General features: G+C 62.3%; 4 protein-coding genes. All 4 read right to left on the reverse strand.

Features of this window, described 5'->3' with window-relative positions; genetic code table 11:
- Nucleotide 1: 1 nt before the first annotated feature.
- Genes BT116_RS00310 through BT116_RS00325 form a run of 4 tightly spaced genes read right to left on the reverse strand, consistent with a single transcriptional unit; the run spans nucleotide 2 to nucleotide 23,923 of the window.
- Nucleotides 2-1,645 (reverse strand): cyclic peptide export ABC transporter, encoded by a 1,644-nt coding sequence (locus BT116_RS00310; protein WP_072339021.1) that lies wholly within the window; start codon nucleotides 1,643-1,645, stop codon nucleotides 2-4.
- Nucleotides 1,642-5,427, reverse strand: coding sequence for a non-ribosomal peptide synthetase (locus BT116_RS00315; protein WP_256572541.1), 3,786 nt, complete (start codon nucleotides 5,425-5,427; stop codon nucleotides 1,642-1,644). The genes BT116_RS00310 and BT116_RS00315 overlap by 4 nt, the downstream gene beginning before the upstream one ends.
- Nucleotides 5,427-14,447 (reverse strand): non-ribosomal peptide synthetase, encoded by a 9,021-nt coding sequence (locus tag BT116_RS00320; protein WP_072339906.1) that lies wholly within the window; start codon nucleotides 14,445-14,447, stop codon nucleotides 5,427-5,429. The genes BT116_RS00315 and BT116_RS00320 overlap by 1 nt, the downstream gene beginning before the upstream one ends.
- Before the next feature lie 11 nt (nucleotides 14,448-14,458).
- Nucleotides 14,459-23,923 carry a non-ribosomal peptide synthetase gene (locus BT116_RS00325; RefSeq protein WP_072339025.1) on the reverse strand — a complete coding sequence of 3,155 codons (9,465 nt, stop codon included), beginning with the start codon at nucleotides 23,921-23,923 and terminating at the stop codon, nucleotides 14,459-14,461.
- Nucleotides 23,924-23,941: the final 18 nt, after the last annotated feature.

Here is a 23,941-nt window from a genome sequence, read left to right on the forward strand (position 1 = left end):
CCTATTTCGCCAGTTGAAAAGGGTTCTCTGTCGCTCGGTCGTAGTCCACGAGATGGCCGTAGTCGAGACGATAGACCCGGTCGGCAACATCGAAATAGCGGTCGTCATGGGTGATTGCAATCACCGTCTTGCCGGCCGCCTTCAGCTCGGGCAGCAGTTCGTTGTAGAACACGTGACGGAACACCGGGTCCTGGTCCGCCGCCCATTCGTCCAGCAGGAACACCTCCCTGCCCTCCATCATCAGCAGTAACAGTGCCAGGCGCTTGCGCTGGCCCTGGGACAGGGCCGTGGTCGACAGGCGCCCGGCAGCGAACTCGACTTTATGGGCCAACCCAAGGCGGTCCAGGTAATGATCCACCCGGGCCTCGAGCCCCTCATGATTGCCCGCTTCGCCCAGCACATCGGCGAACAGATAGAAGTCGGCAAAAATGGCGGCGAAATGCTCCCGGTGCCACTCGCTAGTGTGGGTATCGAGCACCACGCCGTTCAGCAAAACCTGCCCAGAGGTGGGAACGTAGAGCCCCGTCAGGAGCTTGGCCAGGGTCGACTTGCCACTGCCATTGCCACCGACAATGAAAATCAACTCGCCGCGACGAATCGACAGGTCGATCGGCCCCAACTCAAACGCAAATTCGTCACTTTGCCCGGGATAACGGTAATGCACGTTTGACAGGCGCAACTCACCGAAGGGTTGCGCCGCTTGTGCAGGGGTCTTGAACTGCACCGTCTCCCCCAGCGCCAGGGCATCGATGGCCTGCAAGGCGACATGGCCGCGAATGACCGCAGGAATGGCATCCAGGATCATCGAGATCGGCGTGCGCAGAAACATGATTGCCAGCACGTAACCCACCACAACCTGCTGACTGAGCAACCCCAGCCCCTGGCCGAGAAAGAACAGCGTACCGATCAGTACGAACACCAGCAGTGTCGTCCAGTTCAGGTTCACCGCCCACAAGGTGTCGGCACGTACCGACGCCTCCAGCGAGGCCCGCGCGATGGGTTCGAGCTTGTGTTCGTAGAGCAGGTGCCGGCGTTCCCGGCTCAGGCCCAACTCGCAACGCCCCTGGATGGCGGCCTCGAACTGCTCGGTCAACTGGTCATCCTGCTGCCGCACGGCCTGCATCAGGGTCTTGACCTTGCGCCCCAGCAGCACATCAAGACCGACCCCAAGGGCAATCACCCCCAAGGTCAGGAAAAAGAACGGCATGCTCAACCAGGCCATGTAGGCGAGCCCCGCCAACAACAGCAAGCCGTTGTACAAGGAAATCGGCAGTTGCTTGAACGCCGTGGCGACGGTGGTCACGTCCTTGGTCAGCGCGTTGTAGATACGCGGGCTGCCCAGCCGCTCGATGCGTTCGAGTGCTGTGCCCAACACCTTGCCCACCAGCCGCAGGCGCAATTGGTAAACCAGGCGATGCCCGATCTGCACCAGCAGCCATTGCGACGTGACACCGCTGATGAACAATAGGATCAGCAGACCACCGAACAGCAACAAGCCCCGGCCGATATCATCGAGCCCATGCTCCAGGCTGCGGTTGATATACCCGATCAGGCCGATACTGGTTGCCGCGCTCAAGGCGCTGCTCAGAATCGCCAGCAGAATGCGCCATCGAGCGTCGTGCAGCAGTTCTTTCAATAACATCATGAGACAGGCACCACCTTGGCAGAGGTTTGCAACAGTAAAGGCAACAGGCTTTCGACCAATCGAGGCTCCGCGAGCATCTCGTGATGCCCCACGTCCAGCGTCCACTGGCGAACAGCTTGGTGGGTATGCGCTTGCCACTGAGCACGCAAATCGGCATGGGCATTGCCGCGCCAGAGCCACAGCGGCACATCAACGGTGGGCAAGGCTTGCTCATACAAGCGCATCTTGATCGAGCGATATTGCGCCAATAGCGTGAGCAAATCAGCATCGGCGGCTCCCCATTGCAGATGCGCACGCACCTGGGCATCGTTGAGCAAGCGGGCAACGCCCTCGGCATAGTCCAGACCTGCCAACAGTCCCGTCACACGTTCGCGCAGCGACTCACCGATTGGCTGGGCGTGAGTGCGGCAGTAGAAAGCAAAATCGGCAATCAACTGGCCGGCTTCGTCGCCCTCGCCGGCCAGGCTGCGCTGCGCATCGTGATCGAGCACCACAAGCCCTTCGACGCTAAAGCCGTGGGCTTGCAGATAGGGCACCAGCATCAATGCCAGCCGCGACGCCAGGCTCCAGCCCAGCAGCACCAGCGGGCGCTGTTTAAGCTGGACAGGGATGCTCGCCACATATTGCTGCAACAGCACCTCCATGTCGTCCTCATCCCAGCCCTTTTCCAGGGCGGCCAGACCAAAGACAGCGGCTTTACCGTTTAGATTCTCTACCAACGGTTGATACGCCTGCAGATGCCCTTGCGCGCCATGCACCAGCAACAGGGCCGGCGCATGTTCATGCGCGTCATTCAAGACGTGCCATGGGCCGCCGCTGTGATCGTTACCCAGGCCATGAACCAGGTCACGGACGGTATGCCGCTCGAACAACAGATTGGTCGGCAATTCGAGCGACAGGCGCTCGCGAATCAGCGACACCACTTTGATCGCCGCCAGCGAGTGCCCACCGACGTTGAAGAAATTGTCGGTCACCCCCAGCTCGTCGACACCCAACACCTCGCACCAAATCGCCAGAATGGCCGTTTCGAGCTCGCCCACAGGCGCCACGCGAGTGTTCTGCAAACGCTGCCTGGCGCGCTCGAGCAGGTTTTTGCGATCAAGCTTGCCATTGCTGTTCAGTGGCAGCGTCTTGAGTGCAAGGATACCGCTGGGCAGCATGTAGTCCGGTAGCTGGCGAGCCAGGGCGGCGTACAGTTGCTCGGTCGTTTGCGACAGGGCGTCGTCCTTGACCACGAAAGCCAGCAAGCGCCCATGGTCGCCTTCGCCGTCCAGCAAGACCGCAGCCTGCAACACGCCCGGCTGGGCCAACAAAGCCTGTTCGACTTCCGCCAACTCCAGGCGAAACCCACGGATTTTCACCTGTTGATCATTGCGCCCCAGAATGCGTACGGCACCATCGGCTTGGCGCAAAGCAAGATCACCGGTGCGATACAGGCGGTCGCCACTGACTGGATCGACACCAAAGGCACCGCCACCGACACCGCCCACATAACCGCGCCCGACACTGGCGCCACTGATGCACAATTCCCCGGCCTGGCCTGACGGCACCGCGCGTTGCTGGTCGTCGAGCAGGTGGATGCGGTTATCACCCAATACCTGATTCAAGGCGCTATCACCCACGCCCTGGCTGACATCGATCGCACGCCATAGCACGCCCACTGTGGTCTCTGTCGGGCCGTAATGGTTGTAGAGGCGACAGGCCGGTTTCGCTTGGGCCAAACGGCTCAGCAAATGCTCACTGAGCGGCTCTCCGCCCAGTACCAGGACCTGGCGTGGAAGAATGCCGTTGGGAGCGTGTTCGCCCATCAGCGCTTCGAGGTGCGAAGGCACGATTTTGAGCACGTCCAACGGGTAGCGTTGAAGCTCTTCGGCGAACGCCCGGGCATCGGTCACGGTGGACTGCTCCAGCACATGCACACAACCGCCCTGCAACCAGGCCGGAAACAACACCGTATTTCCCAGATCCGCGAGCAGTGAAGACACCAGGCCATAATGCCCGGCCTCGGGTAACTGGAGCGCGCGGGTCACTTGCGTGACGTAATGGCGCAATTGGCCTTGCTCGATTTGCACACCTTTGGGCTTGCCGCTGGTGCCCGAGGTATAGAGCACGTAGGCCAGGTCTTGCGCCGAACCCTGCACCGGCGAATCGAACGCCGGCCCAGTGCATGCCTGTGACCAGCACAGGGTGTCGACCGAGGTATCGGGCAGCAGCCCCTCTACGTACAGCAACAAGGCCGGTCGGGCATCCTCGATAATGTCGGCCAGCCGCAGCGGTGGTTGTTGGGGATCCAGTGGTAGGTACGCAGCACCGACCTTGAAGCAGGCCAGCATCGCGATCAACATCTGCGCCCCACGGGGCAAATACAGGCCGACCACGTGTTCATGGCCAACACCGGCCTGACGCAGGCTGCCGGCAACACGATCGCTCAAGGCATCGAGTTCGGCGTAAGAGAACATTTGCCCCGCATAGCGCAGCGCCGGTCGATCCGGTTGTGTCCGGGCGTGCTCGCGCACGGTGGCGACAATATCGAGATCCGGCGCCAGGACGGGGCGCGTCGGTAACGCGAGCAACTCCTCGGGTAAGTGCGGATCGACGCCAGTGATGAGGCCGTTGGGCGACTGCAGCAATTGCTCGAGCCAATGGGCGAAGCGCTTGAGCAAGACCTGCATCTGCTCTTCACGGTACAGACCACGGTCATAGGCCAGTGTCAGTTCCCCACTGTCCTGGGCATCGAGCGTCAGTTGCAATTGCAGTTCGACCGGGGTGTCGAAGGACAGGACTTGCAGCCCCTCCAGCAGCGGTGCATGCACGACACGCAGCCCGGTCTGAAAACTGGCACGCCACTCGGGCAACAGCTGAGCCTGACCGACATATTCCTGCCAAGCCACCGCGTTTTCCAGTTGCCGTGCCAATGGCCGGGCCAGGTTGATCCAGGTGCTGTGTTCGGACACCCGCACCACCATCGGCAGCGTCTGCTCGAACAGCCCATAGGCTCCCGAGAGTTCTTCATAGTCATCGCGAGGATCGTGCTGCAGACCCAACTGGCCGTGCTGCTGGCCATTGAGCCGGCCCAGCAATGAGCCCCAGGCGGCCAGGGCCAGCGCTTCGACAGCCACGCCTTCGCGCGCGGCCAGCGCCGTCAACGCCGCTGGCAATGTCTGTGCAAGCTTTAGCCGAACAACGGCATGGTTGCCGCTGGCGATACCATAGCGCTCGATCAGGCGCATGCCCGGTACGTCCTGCAAGGCCAGGTTGCGCCAGAACTGCGTGCCCTGCTCGGCATCCTCGTCCGACTGCAGGCCATTGATCCATTCGACGTATTCGCCGTACTGCATGGGTTCAGTGTCAAACGACGCGGCACGTCCCAACAATTGCTCCTGCAACTGGATCAGGCTGCGTTGATCCAGCGAATAAACCGGGACCGCCAACAACAGATAATCGTCGAGTAGCCAGGCCAACACATCGGGTTGTTCGGCAAGGCAATGCGCCTTGGCCTCAAGCAGCCACTGTTGCTCATCATGCCCGTCACCTGAACGTCCCTCACGCCAGCTCAGGCGCAAGTCAAGGGGCTCGACCACACGCTGGCGCAGTCCCGTGGCGCCAACCGGGCGCTGGTAGCGCAAGCGCAGCGCTTGATGCTGCTGCAAGCCGTCACGCAGTCGCTGTTGGACAGTGGCACCGGGCACGCCCGACAGTTGCATCCGAACCCAGCGCCAGGCCTGCGGATTGGCCTGGGCCAGTTGTTTTTGTTGAGGTGAAAGCGTTAGTCCAAGGTCCATCATGGTTTCAACTCTACGGGTGTCTCTTCGGTCTGCGCCGGCGCAGCCATGACCTGATCACGACCATAGATTTCACCCATGGCCACCACAATTTTACGCTCGCCTTCGAACGGATCCCGGGCGTGCGCAGCCAGCATGTTATCGAGCATGACCACATCGCCCTGCTGCCAGTCGAAGCGCACGGCACAACGGTCGTAGGCAGCGTTGATGGCCTCGATGGCACTTGGCTCAAGCTCGGAACCGTCACCGTAGAACACCTGTCTGGGCATCGCAGTTGTCCCGTCGCGCAGGAACTGCTCACGCACATCGGCATCGAGAAAGGCCGGGTGATAGAGCTGGATCTGATTGAAGAAGCTCTCCTCTCCCGTTAGCGGGTGCAGGATCACCGCAGGACAAACCTGACGGGTGTGCAGATCGTTGGCGCCGCGCCACTCAAAATCGATATTGCTCTCACGGCAGATCCGCTCGACTTGCTCGCGCTCCTCGGTCTGGAAAAAGTGCTGCCAGCTGACGTCCAGGCTGGTGCTGAAATTGCGCACGTACATCAGTTGCTTGCGACGCAGGTTCACTTGCAGCCAGGCCGGCAGTTCACGGTAAACCTGGCGGCTGTCGACAATCGGGGTCGCGCCACCGGAAGTGGCGGGCGTCTGGCAGTAGAACCATTGGCGACGCGGCCAGCGATGCTGATGAGCACTCTCGTTGTGGAACAGGATCATCCGATCCTTGGGATAGGGCGTGGACTTGTAGATGTTCTTGCCGCCCTCTTCCTTCGGCAGGTCACCGTACTGACCATATAACTGAGGGCACAAGGCTTGGCAAAAAGCCTCGAAAGCCGCCGGCGTCGGCAAATCAAAGCCGCGCAAGAGAATGCCACCGTGCTCGCGCAGCCAGCTTTCGACCTTCTCACGGTTGGCCTCAGCCCAAATGGCCGGCGCCAGTTCGCGGTCACGCAGTTGAATCAACAGGGGGAACTTCGAACCTTCGCGCAACGGTCGGGCTTCAAAGGGCTCGCGGGTAACGGGCGATCCGCTCTGGCGCATCTTGCCCAATTTGCTCATTTTGCGTTGCAGCGGATTGTCCGTGGACATTGCAGCAGCTCCTTTTGGAGTCGGAATCAGGGTGTCGATTGGTTTGTCCGGTGCGCCGAGGGCCATGTCCAGCAGGGACTCGAAGGCATCACGCAAGCGTGCGACCGTGGCCGGGCGGAACAGGCTGGTGCGATACACCCAGCGCAGGTTGAACACATCGCCGTCTTCGCTGGCGAACAGGGCCATGTCGAACTTGGAATGGTGCTGCTCGCCCGTCAGTGGTTCAACCTGCAGATTGCCGAGTTGGCGTTGCTGGCGCGGCGTGTTGTCGAGGACAAACAACGTCTGCAACAACGGGTGGACATTCGCCACCCGTGGCAGCTCCAGGCACTCGACGACACGCTCGAACGGCGTGTCCTGCCAGGCGAATGCTTGCAGACAAATCTCCCGGACCTGCTGCGCTTGCTCACGCAAACTCAGTTCTGGTTGCACGCGGATACGCAAGGCCAGCAGATTGACGAAAAAGCCGATCAGCGATTCAGTGGCCGGATGCTCGCGGTTGGCGACGTCCGTTCCGATCACCAGATCACGGCCTTGCGTTTCGCGCTGCAGCACGGCGGCATAGCACGTCAGCAGCACCATGAACGGCGACGTTGCGCTATCCTGCGCGAAAGCCTTCAGCCGGCCAACCGTGGCCGCTGACAACTGGAAGTCCAGGGCCGCCCCGGTGCCGCTGTCGCGCTCCGGACGGGGAAAATCGAACGGCAGTGGCACCTGCGCGGGAATGCCGGCCAGGGTCTGTCGCCAGAACGCCAGGCCTTCACGCTGACGCAGCTGTACCGCCGCCGAACCTTGCCATACGGCATAGTCGACGTACTGGATCGCCAGTTCGCTCTGGGGCGGCAGCGCGCCGGTGCTGTACGCTTCATAACCCTGGATCAGTTCATCCACCAGCACAGCGCCGGACCAGCCATCGGAGGCGATGTGGTGCATGACCAACTGCAGCACATGTTCCTGCTCACCGAGGCGGTACAGGACGGCCCGCAGCGGTGCCTCGCTGGCGAGGTCGAACGGTCGCAGCGCAATGTCGCGGGCATCGACCGTCCACTGCGCGGCGTTCGAGACGATCACTTGCAACGCTACCGACATCTGTCCGTGAATCCGCTGGTACAACTCGCCGTTACGCTGGTGATAAGTGGTACGCAAGATGGCATGGCGGTCCACCAGCCGGTGCACTGAACGCTCCAGGGCATGACGGTCCAGTTGTCCGCGCAGGCGCACATTGCTGCTCATGTTGAAGCTGCTGTCGGCCAGGTCCAGCTGCTGCATCAACCAGACGCGCTGCTGCGCCGAGGACAAAGGTTGATCAAGCTGGCGGTCGACCTGAGGGATCTGCAACGAAGCCAGATCCAGGTGCTGCGCAAGGCCCTCGATGCGCTGCGCAAGGTCCGCCAGAACCGGCGTTTCGAACAGCCAGCGCAAGGGCACTTCAAAGCCCTGTTCCCGCAAGCGCGCACGCACCTGGGCCGCCATCAGCGAATGGCCGCCCAGTTGGAAGAAATGACCGTCGGCAGGAATCCGTTGCAGGTTCAACACCGCTGCCCAGACTCCGGCCAGCAACGCCTCGCTGGCCGTCAGCGGGCGCTGGACGCCCCCCTCGCCGCGGTTTTCCAACTGCAAGCGTGGCAGCTGTTTACGATCCACCTTGCCATTGGTATTGAGGGGCAGTTGCTCCAGCGCCTGCAAATGCGTCGGCAACATATAGGCCGGCAAGCGCCCCTGTAAGTAAGTGCGGATGGAGGCAGCGTCGGGTGGGTTGTCGGGATTCGCTACCCAGAAGGCGGCCAGATGCTCGCCCTGCACGGCCACGACCGCCTGCAGCAGTTCGGGGTGGCTGAGCAGCACGGCCTCGATCTCCCCCAGTTCGATGCGATAACCACGCAATTTGATCTGGTCATCGGTGCGGCCAAGGTAATACAGCTGCCCATCCGGCTGCCAACGCGCCAGGTCACCCGTACGGTACAAACGCCCACCCTCGCGACTGAACGGATCGGCAATAAACCGTTCGGCGGTCAATCCAGGCTGCCCGGCATAACCGCGGGCCAGACCGTCACCGGCAATATAAAGCTCGCCCACACAGCCAGGAGGTACTTCGCACAAGTGCTCATCAAGGACGTGGCAGCGGGTATTGAGCAATGGCCGGCCAATGGGGGCGACGGGCAACTGCAAGGCACCGATCGGCGCCTGGGTGGACCACACCGTGGTTTCTGTCGGGCCGTAGACGTTGACGAGGTGAGCCACGCATTGGCTGATCTCGGTCGCCATTTCCGCCGCCAGCGCCTCACCACCGGCCAGGGCCACACGCCCGGCCAGCACCTGGCGATCGCCTTGCAGCAACATCGCCCAAGTGGCCGGTGTAGCCTGGATGAGATCCACGGCCTGGTCCTGAATCAATCGCGCAAGCAACATGGGGTCCTGTCGCTCTTCATCATCGGCCAATACCACGGTGCCGCCGCGCACCAGCGGCAGGCACAGCTCCAGGCCGCAAATATCGAAGGTCACCGTGGTCAAGGCCAGATAACGCTGCACGTTTTCCAGTGGCAGCGCCTCTTCCATGGCCAGCAGGAAGTTGGCGAAATTCCCTCGACTGATCTGCACGCCCTTGGGTTGCCCGGTCGATCCGGAGGTGTAGAGCGTGTAGGCCAACTGTTCAAGCGTCGTCGCCAATGCCGGGGCTTGTGCAGGGAACCGAGCCAATGGCAGGTCCGCCCACAGGCAACTGCGCAGGTGTTCGGGCAGGCCCGCGAACAGCTTGTCGCAGAGCAGCAATTGCGGTCGAGCGCGGGTGAGAATCTGCGCCTGGCGTGCCGGTGGATGAGCTGGGTCGAGCGGCAGGTAGCAAGCACCTGCCTTCTGGATCCCCAACAGGCACACCAGCAGTCTTTCGTCCCGAGGCAGGCAGAAGGCAATCGTCGACTCCTGCCCTATGCCCTGTGCCAGCAACCAATGGGCCAGGCGATTGGCCTGGGCATCCAGCGCCGCGTAGCTCAAGCGGCGATCAGCGCAGCACACCGCGATACGCTCAGGATGAACGGCGGCCTGCACTTCAAAGCGCGTGACAAAATCGGCCTCGCTGTGCAGATGCATGGACTTGCCCGCCGCGGCCAAAGTTGCGACTGAACCCAGGGGAATTTCCAGCAAGCGCTGCTGAAGATCGAGGCTGACCAGGCTGGCGAGCAATCCCTGGTAATCCTCCATCAGTCGTTGGGTGGTACCGGGGCGCAACAGCGCAGTCGCGTATTCGACAATCAAGCCGGTACGCGCATCAGTCCCGCGGCCTTGGGTGAACAGATTGAACGTCAGGTCGAACTTGGCACTCACCACGCCGTCCGGCAACGCCAGTGTTTCCACGCTGATGCCCGGCAGGTTGAGGCGGCGCGAATCCCGATGGTCGGCCTGGTAGTTGAACATCGCCTGGAACACCGGCGTGCGATCCAGGCTGCGCTCGATATCCAGCATGTCCAGCAGTTGCTCGAACGGCAGCGCCTGATGGGACAAATCATCGGCCAACTGCCCGTTCAGAGTCTGGATAAAGGCTTGCAGGCTTTGCCGGGGATCAATCTGCACCCGGTGCGCCAGTGTGTTGACGAACAAACCGACCAATGCCTGGCTCTCGGCCGATTCGCGCCCTGCCACTGGCAAGCCAATGGCGAAATCATTGCGTCCACCATGACGCCAGAGCAGGAGCTGGTAGGCGGCGAAATACAGCACGAAGGGCGTGACACCCAGTGCCCTGGCCCGGGCCTCGACCGCCGCGCTCAACGAAACGGGCAAGGCCAGCTCACTGCGGGCGCCGGCGTATGCCTGCAGCGCCGGTCGCGTGCAGTGGTCGGGAAGCTCCAGCGGTTCGTTGCTCAGACCTTGCAAGCGTTGTTGCCAGTAGGCCAGCAACTGGCTGCCCTGCTCCCCTTCCAGGCCTCGCCGTTGTGCTTCGATCAATGGCAACAATCCGGTAGTCGCAGGCGTGGCCCGGTCCTGGTAGATCTGCGCAAAGTCCTCGACCAACAAGCCCATGGACCAGCCGTCCACGGCAATGTGGTGGACATTGAACAGCAAGCGATAATCACCCGGAGCCACACAAAATACATCGATTGCCAGCAACGGCCCCTGCGCAAGGTCAAAAACCCGCTTGGCGGCCCCGGCAATGGCCACTGCCTGTTGTGATTCATCCAGGTCCTGGAGGTCATGCACATTGAAGATTGCAGCAGCCGTCTCATCCAGGCGCTGCCAGACTCGCCCTTGCTCTTCGAAAAACCTGCAGCGCAATGCATCATGGCGCGAGACAAGGACCTGGCAAGCGCGCTGCAATCGTGGCACGTCCAGATCGCCGCGCAAGGCCAACAATTGCGTAACGTTGTAAGCCGTTGCAGCCGGATCGAGTTGTTGCATGAACCACACCCGTTGCTGGGCATGGGACAGTGCACGTGACGGCGCCAAGGCTTCGGTTGCCGGCTGCGGTGCAACCGCCGGCGACGCTGAGGAGGTCAGAACCCCAGCCAGTTGCCGGGCGCTGGGGTTCTCCAGCAATTGCCGGGGCATCAGGCGCAGTTCAGCCTGACGCAGACGCGCGATCAATTGCAGGCTTAGGATCGAATCCCCCCCTTCGGCAAAGAAGTCGGCGTCCGGTCCCAGGCCAGGCTGTTCAAGCAACTCGCGAAAAGCCGTGAGGACGGTCAGCAACACGGGGTTCAACCGGCCATCGATGCACAGGGCCATGGTCGCCAAGGTGGGATGTTGCAGGACATCGCGTGGTTGCAACTTGAGTCCTTCGCGCAAGGCCAGGCCGATCAATTGCAGACTGAGAATAGAATCGCCACCGAGGGCGAAAAAATCATCCTCGCGTCCGACGTGCGCACAATCGAGAATCTGACACCACAGCTGCGCCAGGCGCTGTTCCGTGACGCCGATCGGTGGCCGGGCGGATGCATCGACCGACTCGGTCTCGGCCGGCTCAGGCAATGCCCGCCGATCCAGCTTGCCATTGGCCGTCAGAGGCAACGTATCCAGCACCCACCAATGACTGGGCACCATGTGTTCCGGCAATTGACGCTTGGCCTCGGCTTGCAGAGCAGCCAACGCTTCGGTTGCCAGGGCGGGGCTGAGATACGCCACCAGTTGCGTGCGCCCTTTCACCTCGCAGGCCAACACCGCCCCTTCGCGAACCTGGGGCTGAGCAGTGAGCCAGGCGCTGACTTCGCCCGGTTCCACGCGAAAACCGCGGATCTTGACCTGATCGTCCTGACGCCCCAGGAACACCAGTTGCCCATTGCGATCCAGGCGAACCCGGTCGCCGCTGCGATAAAAGCGTTGCCCCTGGGCAGTGGAACCAAATACTTGGGCGGTCAACTCAGGTTGACCGAGGTAGCCCTGGGCGACCTGAGGGCCTGCGATCAGCAGCTCACCGGCGACACCCAGCGGCACCGATACGTCATTGCCGTCTACGATGCGCAAATGGCAATCCGATAACGGCTGCCCCAAGGGCAGATACAGACCCGAGTCAGGGGCGTCGAGGGCCTGGATTTCCCCGCAGATCACGCCGACCGTGGTCTCCGAAGGACCGTAATGGTTGAAGATGCGCAGTTGCGGTGCCAATTCACGCACCCGTGCAAACAAGGCCTGATCGAAACCCTCACCCCCCAGGATCAACACATCCCTGGGCAAGACGCGTCGGGCATCGTCCAGCGCCAACAGCCCGCGTAAATGCGACGGCGCGATTTTCAGGCAATCCACGGGCTGCTCGTCGAGAAATTCAGCCCAGCCTGGCGGATCGAAGGTCAACGACGCTGGCGGCAGAATCAGCGGATCGCCGGCATTCAGCCCGGCGAACACGCAGGTCAGCCCCAGGTCCGCGGCCACGGTCGCCAACGTCGCCCAGCGGCTACCCGGCTTGGCTTGCACGCGTTGACCGATCGCGCTCGCGTAATGTCCCACGTTGCCATGAGTGACCAGGACACCTTTGGGCTGACCGGTCGAACCCGAGGTATAAATGAGGTAGGCAGGCAGGTGCGGCTGACTGAGGCTCTCGCCCAGCCCCTCGGTGGCCACCGCGGACAAATCGGCGGTACTGAGTACCAGGCGCGCCATGTCGACGTCCGTTTCAGGGGCCTCGGCCAGTGTCACCCACAGCCTCGCGCCACTGTCCTGCAGCAACTGCGCAATTCGCTGTGGCGGCTGTGCCGGGTCAAGAAACAGACACACCGCACCGCGTTGCCAGCAGGCCAGCATCGCCAGCAGTTGTTCCGCGCAACGGGGCATGCACAGTGCGACCACCTGCCCCGGGCCTATGCCCTGCCCGGCCAGTCGCGCGGCCAGCGCGCCGGTTGCGGCACCGAGCGTGGCATAGTCGACGGTTTGCCCAGCGCTGCACAACGCTGCCGCATTCGGCGTGTGCGTTGCCCAGTGAAGTACTTGCTGATCCAGCGGCAAGGGTATGGTGCCCAACGCGGGGCCATTCAGTTCACTTGGCGGCGAAATCAGTTGCAGTTCGGCCAGACGTCGCTGGGGATGAGTTGATGCCTCTTGGAAAATCGCCAGCAAGTCATCCAGCATCTGCTCAACCGTGGCCGCGTCGAACAATTCGTCGCTGTATTCCAACTCGCAGCGCAGGCGCGCGTCAGCGGTACGTACCAGGCGCAGCGTGAGGTCGAAACGTGCATGACGCTGCGGCGGGTCGAGCACTTCAACCGCGACACCGGGCAATGTCAGGGTGCGGCTTTCGGGTAAATCGACCTGGACGAACATTACCTGGAACAGCGGGTTCGAACGTGGACGGTCAAGGCTTTCGAGGACATTTTCGAAAGGCAGCAACTGATGATCGAAGGCGGCCGCGACGGTGTCACGGGTGCGCAGCAGCGCGGTGGCGAAGTCCGGGTTGTCGTGCAGGCGCTGACGGATCACCAGGGTATTGAGCAACGGGCCTATCAAGGGCATCAACTCTGGGCGATCACGTTGTGCCGCCGAGGTGCCCAGGCACAGGTCGTTCTCGCCACTGTAGCGCGACAGCAAGCAACTGAAGGCCGTCAGGCCGTAGATGTACAGCGTCACCCCATGACTACGAATGGCGGCTTCTACCGCCGTCGTCAGCTGCGGCGAAAGCTCCCGGGCAAGCACCGCGCCGCTATGGCGGCGTTGCGCGGGCGCAGGGCGTGGCCGATCCAGGGGCAATGCCAAGGGCGCCGGCGCATCTGCCAGTTGGCCGCGCCAGAAGTCGATGTGCTGCCGGCAGCTTTCGCTGTCCAGCCACTCGCGTTCCCAAGCCGCGTAATCGGCGTACTGGATACTCAATTCGGGTTGGCGGGCCGGCTCATTCATTGCCAGCGCCCGGTAAGCCTCGGCCAGTTCCAGGGTCAGTTGCTGAGCCGACCAGGCATCGTAGGCCACATGGTGAATGGTGAAAAACAACCAGGTCGATTGCTCTTGCGCGTCGCTGAAGGCTTGCCAGCGCCAAGGCGCCGATTGAGCGAGATCGAAGGGCTCGGCGAGCTGGCGGGCGTATTCATCGGCGCACCACTGCTCGTATTCAGAAGCCGCCAGGGTCAACGGTTCGACGGATGGCAGCGGCACTTGTTGCGACTCACAATGGGGCTGCATCTGGCCTTGGGAATCGGTGGTGTAACGGGTGCGCAGGATCTGATGACGGTCCGTCAACTGCTGCATGGCCTGTTGCAAACGTTCGCCATCGAGGCGGCCGTCGAAACGCAGTACCGAGCACAGATTGTAAAGGGCACGACCACTCAGGGCTTCCGCCGACAGAAAGCGCCGCTGCGCCTGCGCCAACGGCATACGCTCACCTTCGCCAAGCACGGCGGGAACGATTGGCAGACGCCAGCTATCGATGCCCTTCTCGGCCAGGCGCTGGCGAAAGACTTTTTTCTTGTCTGCGGGCAAGGAAGCCAGCCGCTGCGCAATCTCCAGGAAAGCTTGTTGCGTCATCGCACTCATCCTTACTCTTCCATCTCTGATAACAGGCGCTGCATTTCGTCCAGTGCTTCGTCGGTCGAAGGCCCTTGGGGTTTCTCGATCTGCTCGGCAAGACCGGCGATCGTCGGGTTATGGAACAGGCTGCGCAGCTCGATCCTGATGCCGAAACGGCTCTCGACCTGGGTCATCAGGCGCATCGCCAACAACGAATGCCCGCCCAGCTCGAAGAAACTGTTGAACACCCCGACTTGCGGCACCTCAAGCAGGCTCTGCCAGATGTCGGCCAGTTGCTGCTCCAGTTCGTTACGCGGCGCCACGCCCTGTACAGCGATGGGCTGCGGTGCCGGCAAGGCCTTGCGGTCGATCTTGCCGTTGGCATTGAGGGCAAAACGCTGCAGCTCGATAAAACCGGCAGGGACCATGTAGCCCGGCAACAGGCCTTCGAGATGCCGCCGCAGGGCCACTTGATCGACGGGGCTGGGCGCCTGCAGCCAAGCGAACAGGCTTTGACTGCGCGGATCGATCATCACCACGGCCTCTTCCACGCCCGGGTAACGACGCACCAGCGATTCGATCTCACCGGGCTCGATGCGGAATCCACGCACCTTGACCTGGAAGTCGCTGCGGCCGACATACGCCAACCGACCGTCACCGCGCCGGCGTACCAGGTCGCCAGTGCGGTACATGCGGCTGCCAGGTTCGCCGGCATAGGGGTCAGGCAGATAGACCGCGGCCGTTGCGGCGGCGGCATGCTGATAGCCACGGGTAACCCCGGCGCCCGCGATATACAGCTCTCCGGTAGTGCCTAGCGGCACCGGACGCAGCATTTCATCGAGCACATAGCAGCGGGTATTGAGCAGCGGCGAGCCAATATCAGCCACGCCGGACGGCACCTCCTGCAACGCCTGCGTGGTCGACCAGACGGTGGTTTCGGTCGGGCCATAGGCGTTGATCAGTACCACGCCCCGGCTACGCAGCTCGGTCACCAGTTCGCCCGGAACCGCCTCACCACCAATCAGCCCGCGCACTGGCGGCCAGTCGGCCTGCCCGGTTTCCAGCAGGATCTGCCAGCCGGCGGGTGTCGCCTGGAACACCGTGGCCCGGCGCAGCAAGGCAAACAGTTGATGACCATCGACGACCTGCTCGCGACGGGCCAGCAAGATGGCTGCGCCGTTGACCAGCGGCAAGAACAGTTCCGGCTTGCACATATCGAACGCGTAAGTGGTACTGGCCAGCCAGACATCCGCAGCGCTGAGTGGCAACTGCCGATCGAGACCGGCCAACAGGTTGCCCAGGTTCTCGCGTGTGACCTGCACGCCTTTTGGTGTACCGGTCGAGCCCGAGGTGTAGATCACATAAGCGCGTTGCTGTGGGTTGACCGCCAGCATCAGGTTGTCGGCGCTGCACGCCTCCAGCGACAACTGATCGAGCCAGACGTTGTCGACACCGCTCAAGGCATCGCCACACTGACTTTCGCTGAGCACCAGGGCCGGCCGCGCGTGCTCGATGATGAAGCGCAGGCGATCTGCCGGGTGCTGCGGATCCAGCGGCAAGTACGCCGCGCCAGCTTTGTGAATAGCCAGCAGGGTTGGCAGCAACCAGGGGCCACGACTCAAGCAAACGGCAATCAACTCATCGGTGCCGACACCCTGCGCACACAGCCAATGGGCCAGGCGATTGCTGAGGGCATTGAGCTGGGCATAACTCAATTGCTGATCCTGGCAATCGACCGCCAATGCCTGGGGCGTCAACGCCACCTGGCGCTCGAAGCGGGCAATCAAGTCCACTTCGCGGTGCAGCACCTCGGCTGCCTGGTTCCATGGCCGCTGGGCCAGGGCATGATCGGCGTTGGCCAGGTCGATGTCCCATAGGCGCGCCTGTGAGTTTTTCAGCATGCCCTCGAGCAGATACAGATATTCGTCGGCATAACGTTGCGCCGTCCGGGCCAGGAACAGGTCGGTGTTGTACTCCAGCACACATTGCCAATCGTCACCGTGCTGCTCGATGTGCAAGCCGATATCCACCAGGGCGCTGTCACTTTCCACATCCAGTCGCTGCGCCGGCAAGCCGGCGAAACGGTGCTCATCCTTTGCGGCGACATCGCGCTGGATCAGGTTGAACAACGCCTGGAACAGCGGTGTGTGGCTAAGGTCGCGGCGCACTTGCAACGCCTCCACCAGTCGCTCGAAAGGGACGTCCCCATGCTGCTGTGCAGCCAGGTGAGTGGCTTGCAGTTGCTGCCAGAACTGTTCGACCGGTTGCTGGGCATCAATGTGACTGCGCAGCACCTGGGTGGTCGCGAAGTAGCCAATCAGGTTGTCGGTGTGGGCCTGATGGCGATGGGCGACCGGCAGGCCAATCCAGATTTCACGCTGGCCCGAGTGTCGGGCCAGGAGAACTTTCCAGGCTGCAAGCAACGGCGCGAACGCGGTCAACCCATGGCGTTGCGCGGTCTCGCGCAGCGCCTTGACCAGGGTTGCCGGCAGGCTGAAGCGCAGGCGCTGGCCTTTGTAACCTTGCTCCGCGGGGCGTGGCATGTCGGTCGGCAGGTTCAGCACCGGCGGCTCCCCTGCCAGGCTCCGACGCCAGTACTCAAGCTGCGATTCGATACACGCTTGCCCCGCAGGACTCTGCCAACTGGCGGCGATGTCAGAAAACTGCAGCGGTAGTGGCGGCAAGCAAGCGCCGCGCCCTTCCAGCAACGCCTGGTAGATCAGTTGCAGTTCATTGAAGAAGATTTCCAGCGAACGGGCATCGGCGATGATGTGGTGCAAGGTAACCTGCAGCACACTCAGGCTTTGGCCCTGGTACACACGCACTCGCCACAGCGGGGGCGCCGAAAGGTCGAAGGGACGCTGTGCCTCTTGACTCAGTTTCTGCGCAAAAACTGGCGAATGCGCGTCAATCTCCAGAGGCTCGAAGCTCAACGGCACCGCCGTGAGCGCCTCGACCTGCTGACGTGCGCCCTCGGACGTTTCGCTGAATACCGTGCGCAAACTGTGCTGGCGACTGATCAGTTGCGTCAGTGCCTGCTCCAGCAACGACGGTTGCAGCGCCCCCTCCAGACGCAAGGCGAGGGACAAATGGTAGGCCTGGGTATCGCCCTGCAAACGATCGAGGAACCACAGCCGCTGCTGGGTGAAATGCAGCGGTGCCAAGGGTTCTGCAAAATGACGCAAGACGCCCTCGGCCTCAATGCCCGTCGCCGCCAACTGCGCCGCCAGATCCCGCAGGACCGGCTGCTCGAACACCGTGCGCAAAGGCAGGCGCCGGCCATGCTGTTCGGCCATTCGCGCCACCAGACGCGCTGCCAGCAGAGAATGGCCGCCCAAGGCGAAGAAGTTATCGTCGGCACCCACATCGGTGCAGCCCAACAGCTCCTCCCAGAGCTTGGCCAACGCCTGCTCCCATTCGCCCGAAAGCGCGCCACTGTGGCGGTTACGCTGTACCGGCGCCGGCAATGCCTTGCGGTCAACCTTGCCGCTGGGGCTCAAAGGCAGGGTGTCCAGGCGAACGAACTGGCTCGGCAACATGTAGTCCGGTAATTGCGCGCCGAGCGTCTCACGCAAGAGCGCTTCATCCAGCGGGTCGCCTGCGTAGTAAGCCACCAGACTCGCTGTTTCGCCGCCACCCAGCAGCACGACAGCCGCTTCGCGAACCCCGGGAATACGCGCCAGCAGCGCTTCGATTTCACCCAACTCGATTCGGAAGCCGCGCAGTTTGACCTGGAAATCCAGACGCCCCAGGTAATCCAGGCCGCCCTGGCTGTTACGACGAACCCGGTCACCGGTGCGGTACATACGGGCGCCAGGCACGAAAGGATCGGGCAGGAAAGCCGCCGCGGTCAGTCGCGCCGCCGCGAAGTAACCACGACCGAGGTTGGCCCCGGCCAGATACAGTTCACCCGGTACACCTGCGGCCACTGGCTGCAGATCAGCATCAAGGACATACGCGGCGGTATTGACCACTGGTTGTCCGATCGGCACTTCCACACCCGCCTCACCACCGCTGCGTACTTCAAAAGTGCTGTAGACCGTCGCTTCTGTCGGCCCGTAACCGTTAATGACCCTGGCGCCCCTGCCCTCGATGGCTTCGGCCAATGCACACGGCAAGGCCTCCCCACCGGAAACGGCACGCACGCCTTGCCAACTGCGCGAGGTGTGCGCCACCAGCATCCGCCAGGTCGCCGGAGTGGCCTGCATGACCGTTGGTTGTCCTGTCATCAATAGCTGATCGATCGCTTGGGGATCACGCGCCTGCTCGCGATCAGCCAACAGGATGCTGGCGCCATGCGCCAGAGGCAGCAGCAATTCGACAATGGCAATATCAAAGGTCGCGGTGGTCAATGCCAGCACCCGATCCCGGGCCGTCATTGGCAAGACCTGGTCCACGGCCAGCATCAGGTTCATCAGGTTGCCGCGGCTGATAGCCACGCCTTTGGGCTGGCCGGTGGAACCGGAGGTGTACAACACGTAAGCGAGCTGCTCCGCCACCAATACCGGAGCCTTGTAGCGGTCGGCAGCGCTCATCGCATCGATATCAAGCAACGGCACGCCACTGTTCCACTGCGCCAACACCGCCAGGCTCGCGGCAGTGCCCAGGCACAGTTTGGGTTGCGCCGCCTCAAGAATGTAACGGCCACGCTCCGGTGGCGTGTCCTCGGCCAACGGCACATAGGCAGCGCCGGCCTTGAGGATCGCCAGCATCGCCATGGGCAGGCGGGCATCACGAGGCAGGCTCAAGGCCACTCGATCTTCGATGCCAACGCCATGGGCCTGCAAAGCCGTCGCCAGTCGTTCGGCGGCCTGATCCAGTTCGCCATAGCTCAGGCGCTCATTGCCGGCCAGTACGGCGACCGCGTCGGGTTGGCGGGCAACCTGATGAGCAAAGGCCTGGAGGATGTCCTGATGACCGGCCACGCGGTGCCCCTCGATTCGGGCAAGACCCCGTTCGGCGGGTTGCCATGCCAGCTCACCCAAGGCCTGCCCTGGCTGCTCTAGCAACGCATCAAGCAATGCCAGATATTGTTCGGCCATCGCTTGCACGGTCTGTTCGCGGAACAGATCGCTGCTGTATTGAAGGCTCAGGCTGATGCCATGCTCGCTGTCCCGCACGTCCAGGTGCAGGTCACACATTACGCTGTCCGGACGATTGTCCAACGGCTCGGCGATCACATCGGTCAGCTCAAAACGCTCCAGGGCGTTGCCCGGAAAGTAGTTGAACATGGCCTGGAACAGGGGGTTGTAACTTACCTGCCGGACCACACCAAGCTGTTCGATCAGGTAATCGAAGGGCAAGTCCTGATGGGACTGAGCCGACACCGACAACGCCTGCAACTCGGTCATCAGTTGCAGCAGACTGCGCTCGCCCGACAGTTTTTTGCGATACACCAGCGTGTTGACGAAGCAACCGACCAGGGGCTGCAGGACCCCATGGTGCCGATTGGCAACGGGAACCCCGACCAGAATGTCGTCCGCGCCGCTGCGGCTGCGCAACAGCAGCTGAAACGCGGTCAGCATCGGGATGAAATTGCTCCAGCCATGACGAGCACTGAACGCGCGCAAGCGTGCCGCCAGGGCCTCGGGCACGCGCCGTTCAACACGACCGCCAGCCTGGGTGGCCTGGGCAGGACGAGGAAAATCGGCCGCCAGCTCCAGCACCGGCAACTCGCCGGCCAACTGCTCGCGCCAATAGGCCAGTTCCTGCTCACAGGCCTTGCTGGTCATCCATTGGCGTTGCCAGAGTGCATAGTCGGCGTATTGCATCGACGAGGCTGACTGCTCCGTCACCAGGCCTTGCCGCAAGTTGCGGTACTGCTTGCACACACCGTCGATGATCAACTGCAGGGACCAGCCATCGGCAACGATGTGATGGCAGTTCAACGACAGGACAAATGCATCCGGCGCCAGGCGATAGAGTCTTGCACGCAGTAACGGAGCCGTTTCCAGAGAGAAAGGCGTCATTGCATCCTGACGCAGCAAGTCGTGCAGCGCCTCTTCGCTCTGCACCTCGATCAAAGGCATCTCAAGCTCGGTGCGGGCCAGGATCACCTGGCTCGGCCCTTGAGCTTCGCCGATGAACCCGGTGCGCAACACTTCGTGCTGATCGACCACGGCCTGCAGGGCAGCCTGCAGGTCGGCGATATGCAACTCGCCGGTCAAGCGCACGGCACCGGCCAGGTTGTAGGCGGGACTTTGCGGATCCAGTTGCTGCAGAAACCACAGGCGCTGCTGGGCAAACGAAAGTGACAACTTTTCAGGGCGCGGCAACAGCGTTGGCGACAACTTGACCGTGCTGGCCCGACTTTCCAGCCAATCGGCCATGGCGGCGATGGTCGGGCGCTCGAACACCACGCGCAGAGGCAAATCCTTGCCACTGAGTTTGCCGATCAGGCCAATCAGTTGAGTGGCCAGCAGCGAGTGACCGCCTAGCTCGAAGAAATTGTCCTCGACCCCGACCTGACCGAGCCCCAGCACGCTTTGCCAAGCCTCGACCATCTGCCCCTGCAACTCGCTGCTGGGCGCAACGTAGCGGGCCTGACTTTGCGCGGCGAAATCCGGCGCGGGCAAGGACTTGCGGTCGATCTTGCCATTGCCATTGAGTGGAAAGCGCTCCAGAAACACAAAAGCGCCCGGGGTCATGTACGGCGGCAGGTTACCCAGAACATGCTCGCGCAGGGCCTCGATGCTTGCCTGTGCATCCGCCACCACATAAGCCACCAGGACCTTGGAACGTTGCTGGTCATCACGAGCCACCACCACGGCTTCCCGTACGCCGGGGTAACGGGTCAGGCAGGCTTCGATCTCGTCCAGTTCAATACGGTGCCCGCGGATCTTGACTTGGTGGTCGGTACGGCCGACGTATTCAAGATCACCATTGGGCAGGAAGCGCGCCAGGTCGCCAGTGCGATAGAGACGGGAACCGTCGTTGGCAATCGGGTCCGGCAGGAACACCGCCGCCGTGCGCGCCGGGTCGGCCATGTAGCCGCGCCCGACGCCCACCCCGGCCACGAAGATTTCCCCGACCGCGCCGGCCGGTATCGGCTGCAGGTCGGCATTGAGCAGGTACAAGCGATTGTTCAATGTGGCGCGACCGATCGGCACATTGGTGCGCTGCTCAGGCAAACGCTCGAGCAACGGATGAAAAGCCACGTCATCGGAGCATTCGGCCGGCCCATAGGCGTTCATCAACGGGATGGCGGGATAACGCTCGAACCAGCGACGCGCCAACGCCGGCGGCAACGCCTCGCCGGTGGCCAGCACCCAGCGCAGGGACGAACGCTCGAGCCCCGCGTCGAGCAGGCTCTGCATCAACGACGGCACGGCCTCAAGGATACTGATGCCGTGCCGTTCAATGGCTGAAGCCAGCGCCTCAGGATCCTGCACGACGCAATCGCCGAGGATCACCGTGCGCGCCCCCAGCACCAGGCCTGCGAGGGTTTGCCAGACGGAAATGTCGAAGCACTGCGGCGCGGTCTGGGCAATCACGTCGGTCGCATCGAGCCCCAGCCCCGGCAGTTTGCCGAGAATGTTATTGAGCATGCCCCCGTGCGCCACCATGGCTCCTTTGGGCGTGCCGGTGGAACCGGAAGTGAAGATGCAATAGGCCAACGAGCGGTCGTGAACCGGGATGTTCAACGCGTCATCGCTGTAGCTGCTCAACACCGCCGGATCGTAGAGCACCGGTTGGGGACGCTGCTCAAGGTAGTCCAAAGCCTCCATCGCCAGCTCGCCCTGCCCTGCACTGTGAATCAGCAGTGGCGTTCGACTCTGGCGCAGGACCTGCGCCAGCCGCTGAGGCGGGTTGCGTGGGTCGAGCGGCAGCCAACCGGCACCGGCCTTGAGGGTGGCGACAATCACCACCACCAGGTCCAGGCCTCGCTCGTCGAACACCGCGACCAAATCGTCGGACTTGACCCCCTGCGCCCGCAAGTGCCGGGCCAGACGGTTGGCGGCGCGGTTCAACTGGTCGAAGGTCAGGCTTTGCTCGCCGTGAACCATGGCAATGCGCTCGGGCGTCTGGCGAACCTGTTGCTCAAACCGCTCGATGTACAGCGGTTGCAGCAGTTGTTCATTGGCCGCCAGACCACCCCCGGCCCAAACTTGATGCTGGTGGGCAATCTCACGCTCATCGAGCATCGCCAAGTGGTGCAAAGGGGTCTCGGCGTTCGTGTGCAGGGCATCACCGATGTTCAGCAACAAGGTGCGGAAGTGGCGCAGCATCTGCTCGACTTCTTCGCGCAGGAACCAGTCGGTCTGGTAGGTCAGTTGCAAATGCAGGCGCTCACCCGGGACGATCACCACCGTGATGGGATAGTTCGTATGGGTGCGGTTGGCCATGTCGCTGATCAGGTAGTCCAGTTGCCCCTGGCGCAAGTCGGCGGCAATGGGTGCGTTCTCAAAGACGAACAGGCTCTGGAACAAATCCTGACGCTGTACTTCGCTCCAACGCTGGATCTCGGCCAGGGACACACTCTCGTGTTCGCGCAGGCTCAGGTTCTCGGTCTGCAAGGCCTTCAGCCATGGACCCAGCGCGTCATCCGGGCACCAACGCCAGCGCAGCGGCAAACTGTTGATGAACAACCCGACGATGCTTTCCATGCCTTGCAGGTGGACCGGGCGACCGGCGACCGTAATACCGAACACCAGGTCGCGATCACCGCTGTAACGCGCCAACAGCAAAGCCCAGGACCCCTGCACCAGGGTGTTCAGGGTAATGCCGTGTTGGGCCGCCGCGCTTTGCAGCGCCTGGGTTTGCTCGAGCTCCAGATGTTCGACACAGTCCTCGACGGGCTCGGCGGCGCCCTGAATGCGCCCGACATGACCGAAGCCAAATTCATTGGGCGTGTCGAAACCCGCCAGGCGCTGTTGCCAGAACGCCTGATGATCCTCCGGCTTCTGGGTTTCCAGCCAGCGAATGAAATCACGGTACGGACGCGGTGCCGGCAAATTCAGGCGGCGACCTTCCTGGGCGGCGCGGTAGCCGTTGAGGAAGTCCATCATGATGATCGAGAAGCACCAGGCATCCATTAGAATGTGGTGATAGCTGCGCACAAACTGGTAGGTGTCGGGTGCCAGCTTGTACAGCCTGACCCGCATCAGGGGGGCCTTGGTAAAATCCAGTCCCTGGGCGCGTTCTTCGCTGAGCAATTGCTCCAGGCGATCCTGCTGCTCACCTTCGCTAAGATGCGACCAGTCCTCATAGGTGATCGGCAATTCGACCTGCTTGTGCACGACCTGCATCGGTCGCTTCTGCTGCTTCCAGACAAAAGAGGTGCGCAGCAACTCATGGCGCTCCACCACCTGCGCCCAGGCCTGACGAAAAGCGGTCAGATCGAGATTGGGCATGACCATGACATGACGGTATTGCAGCAGGTACATACCCTTGCCAGGGTGCAGCAGGCTATGAAACAGCAGCCCCTGCTGCATGGGAGCCAGCGGGTAAATCGCTTCGATATTGCGCGAAAGTGCTTTGACCTTGTCGTTCATGCTGACGGTATCCGAACC

This window comes from Pseudomonas sp. NFACC16-2 (genome assembly GCF_900119205.1).
Classification (GTDB): Bacteria; Pseudomonadota; Gammaproteobacteria; order Pseudomonadales; family Pseudomonadaceae; genus Aquipseudomonas; species Aquipseudomonas fluorescens_Q.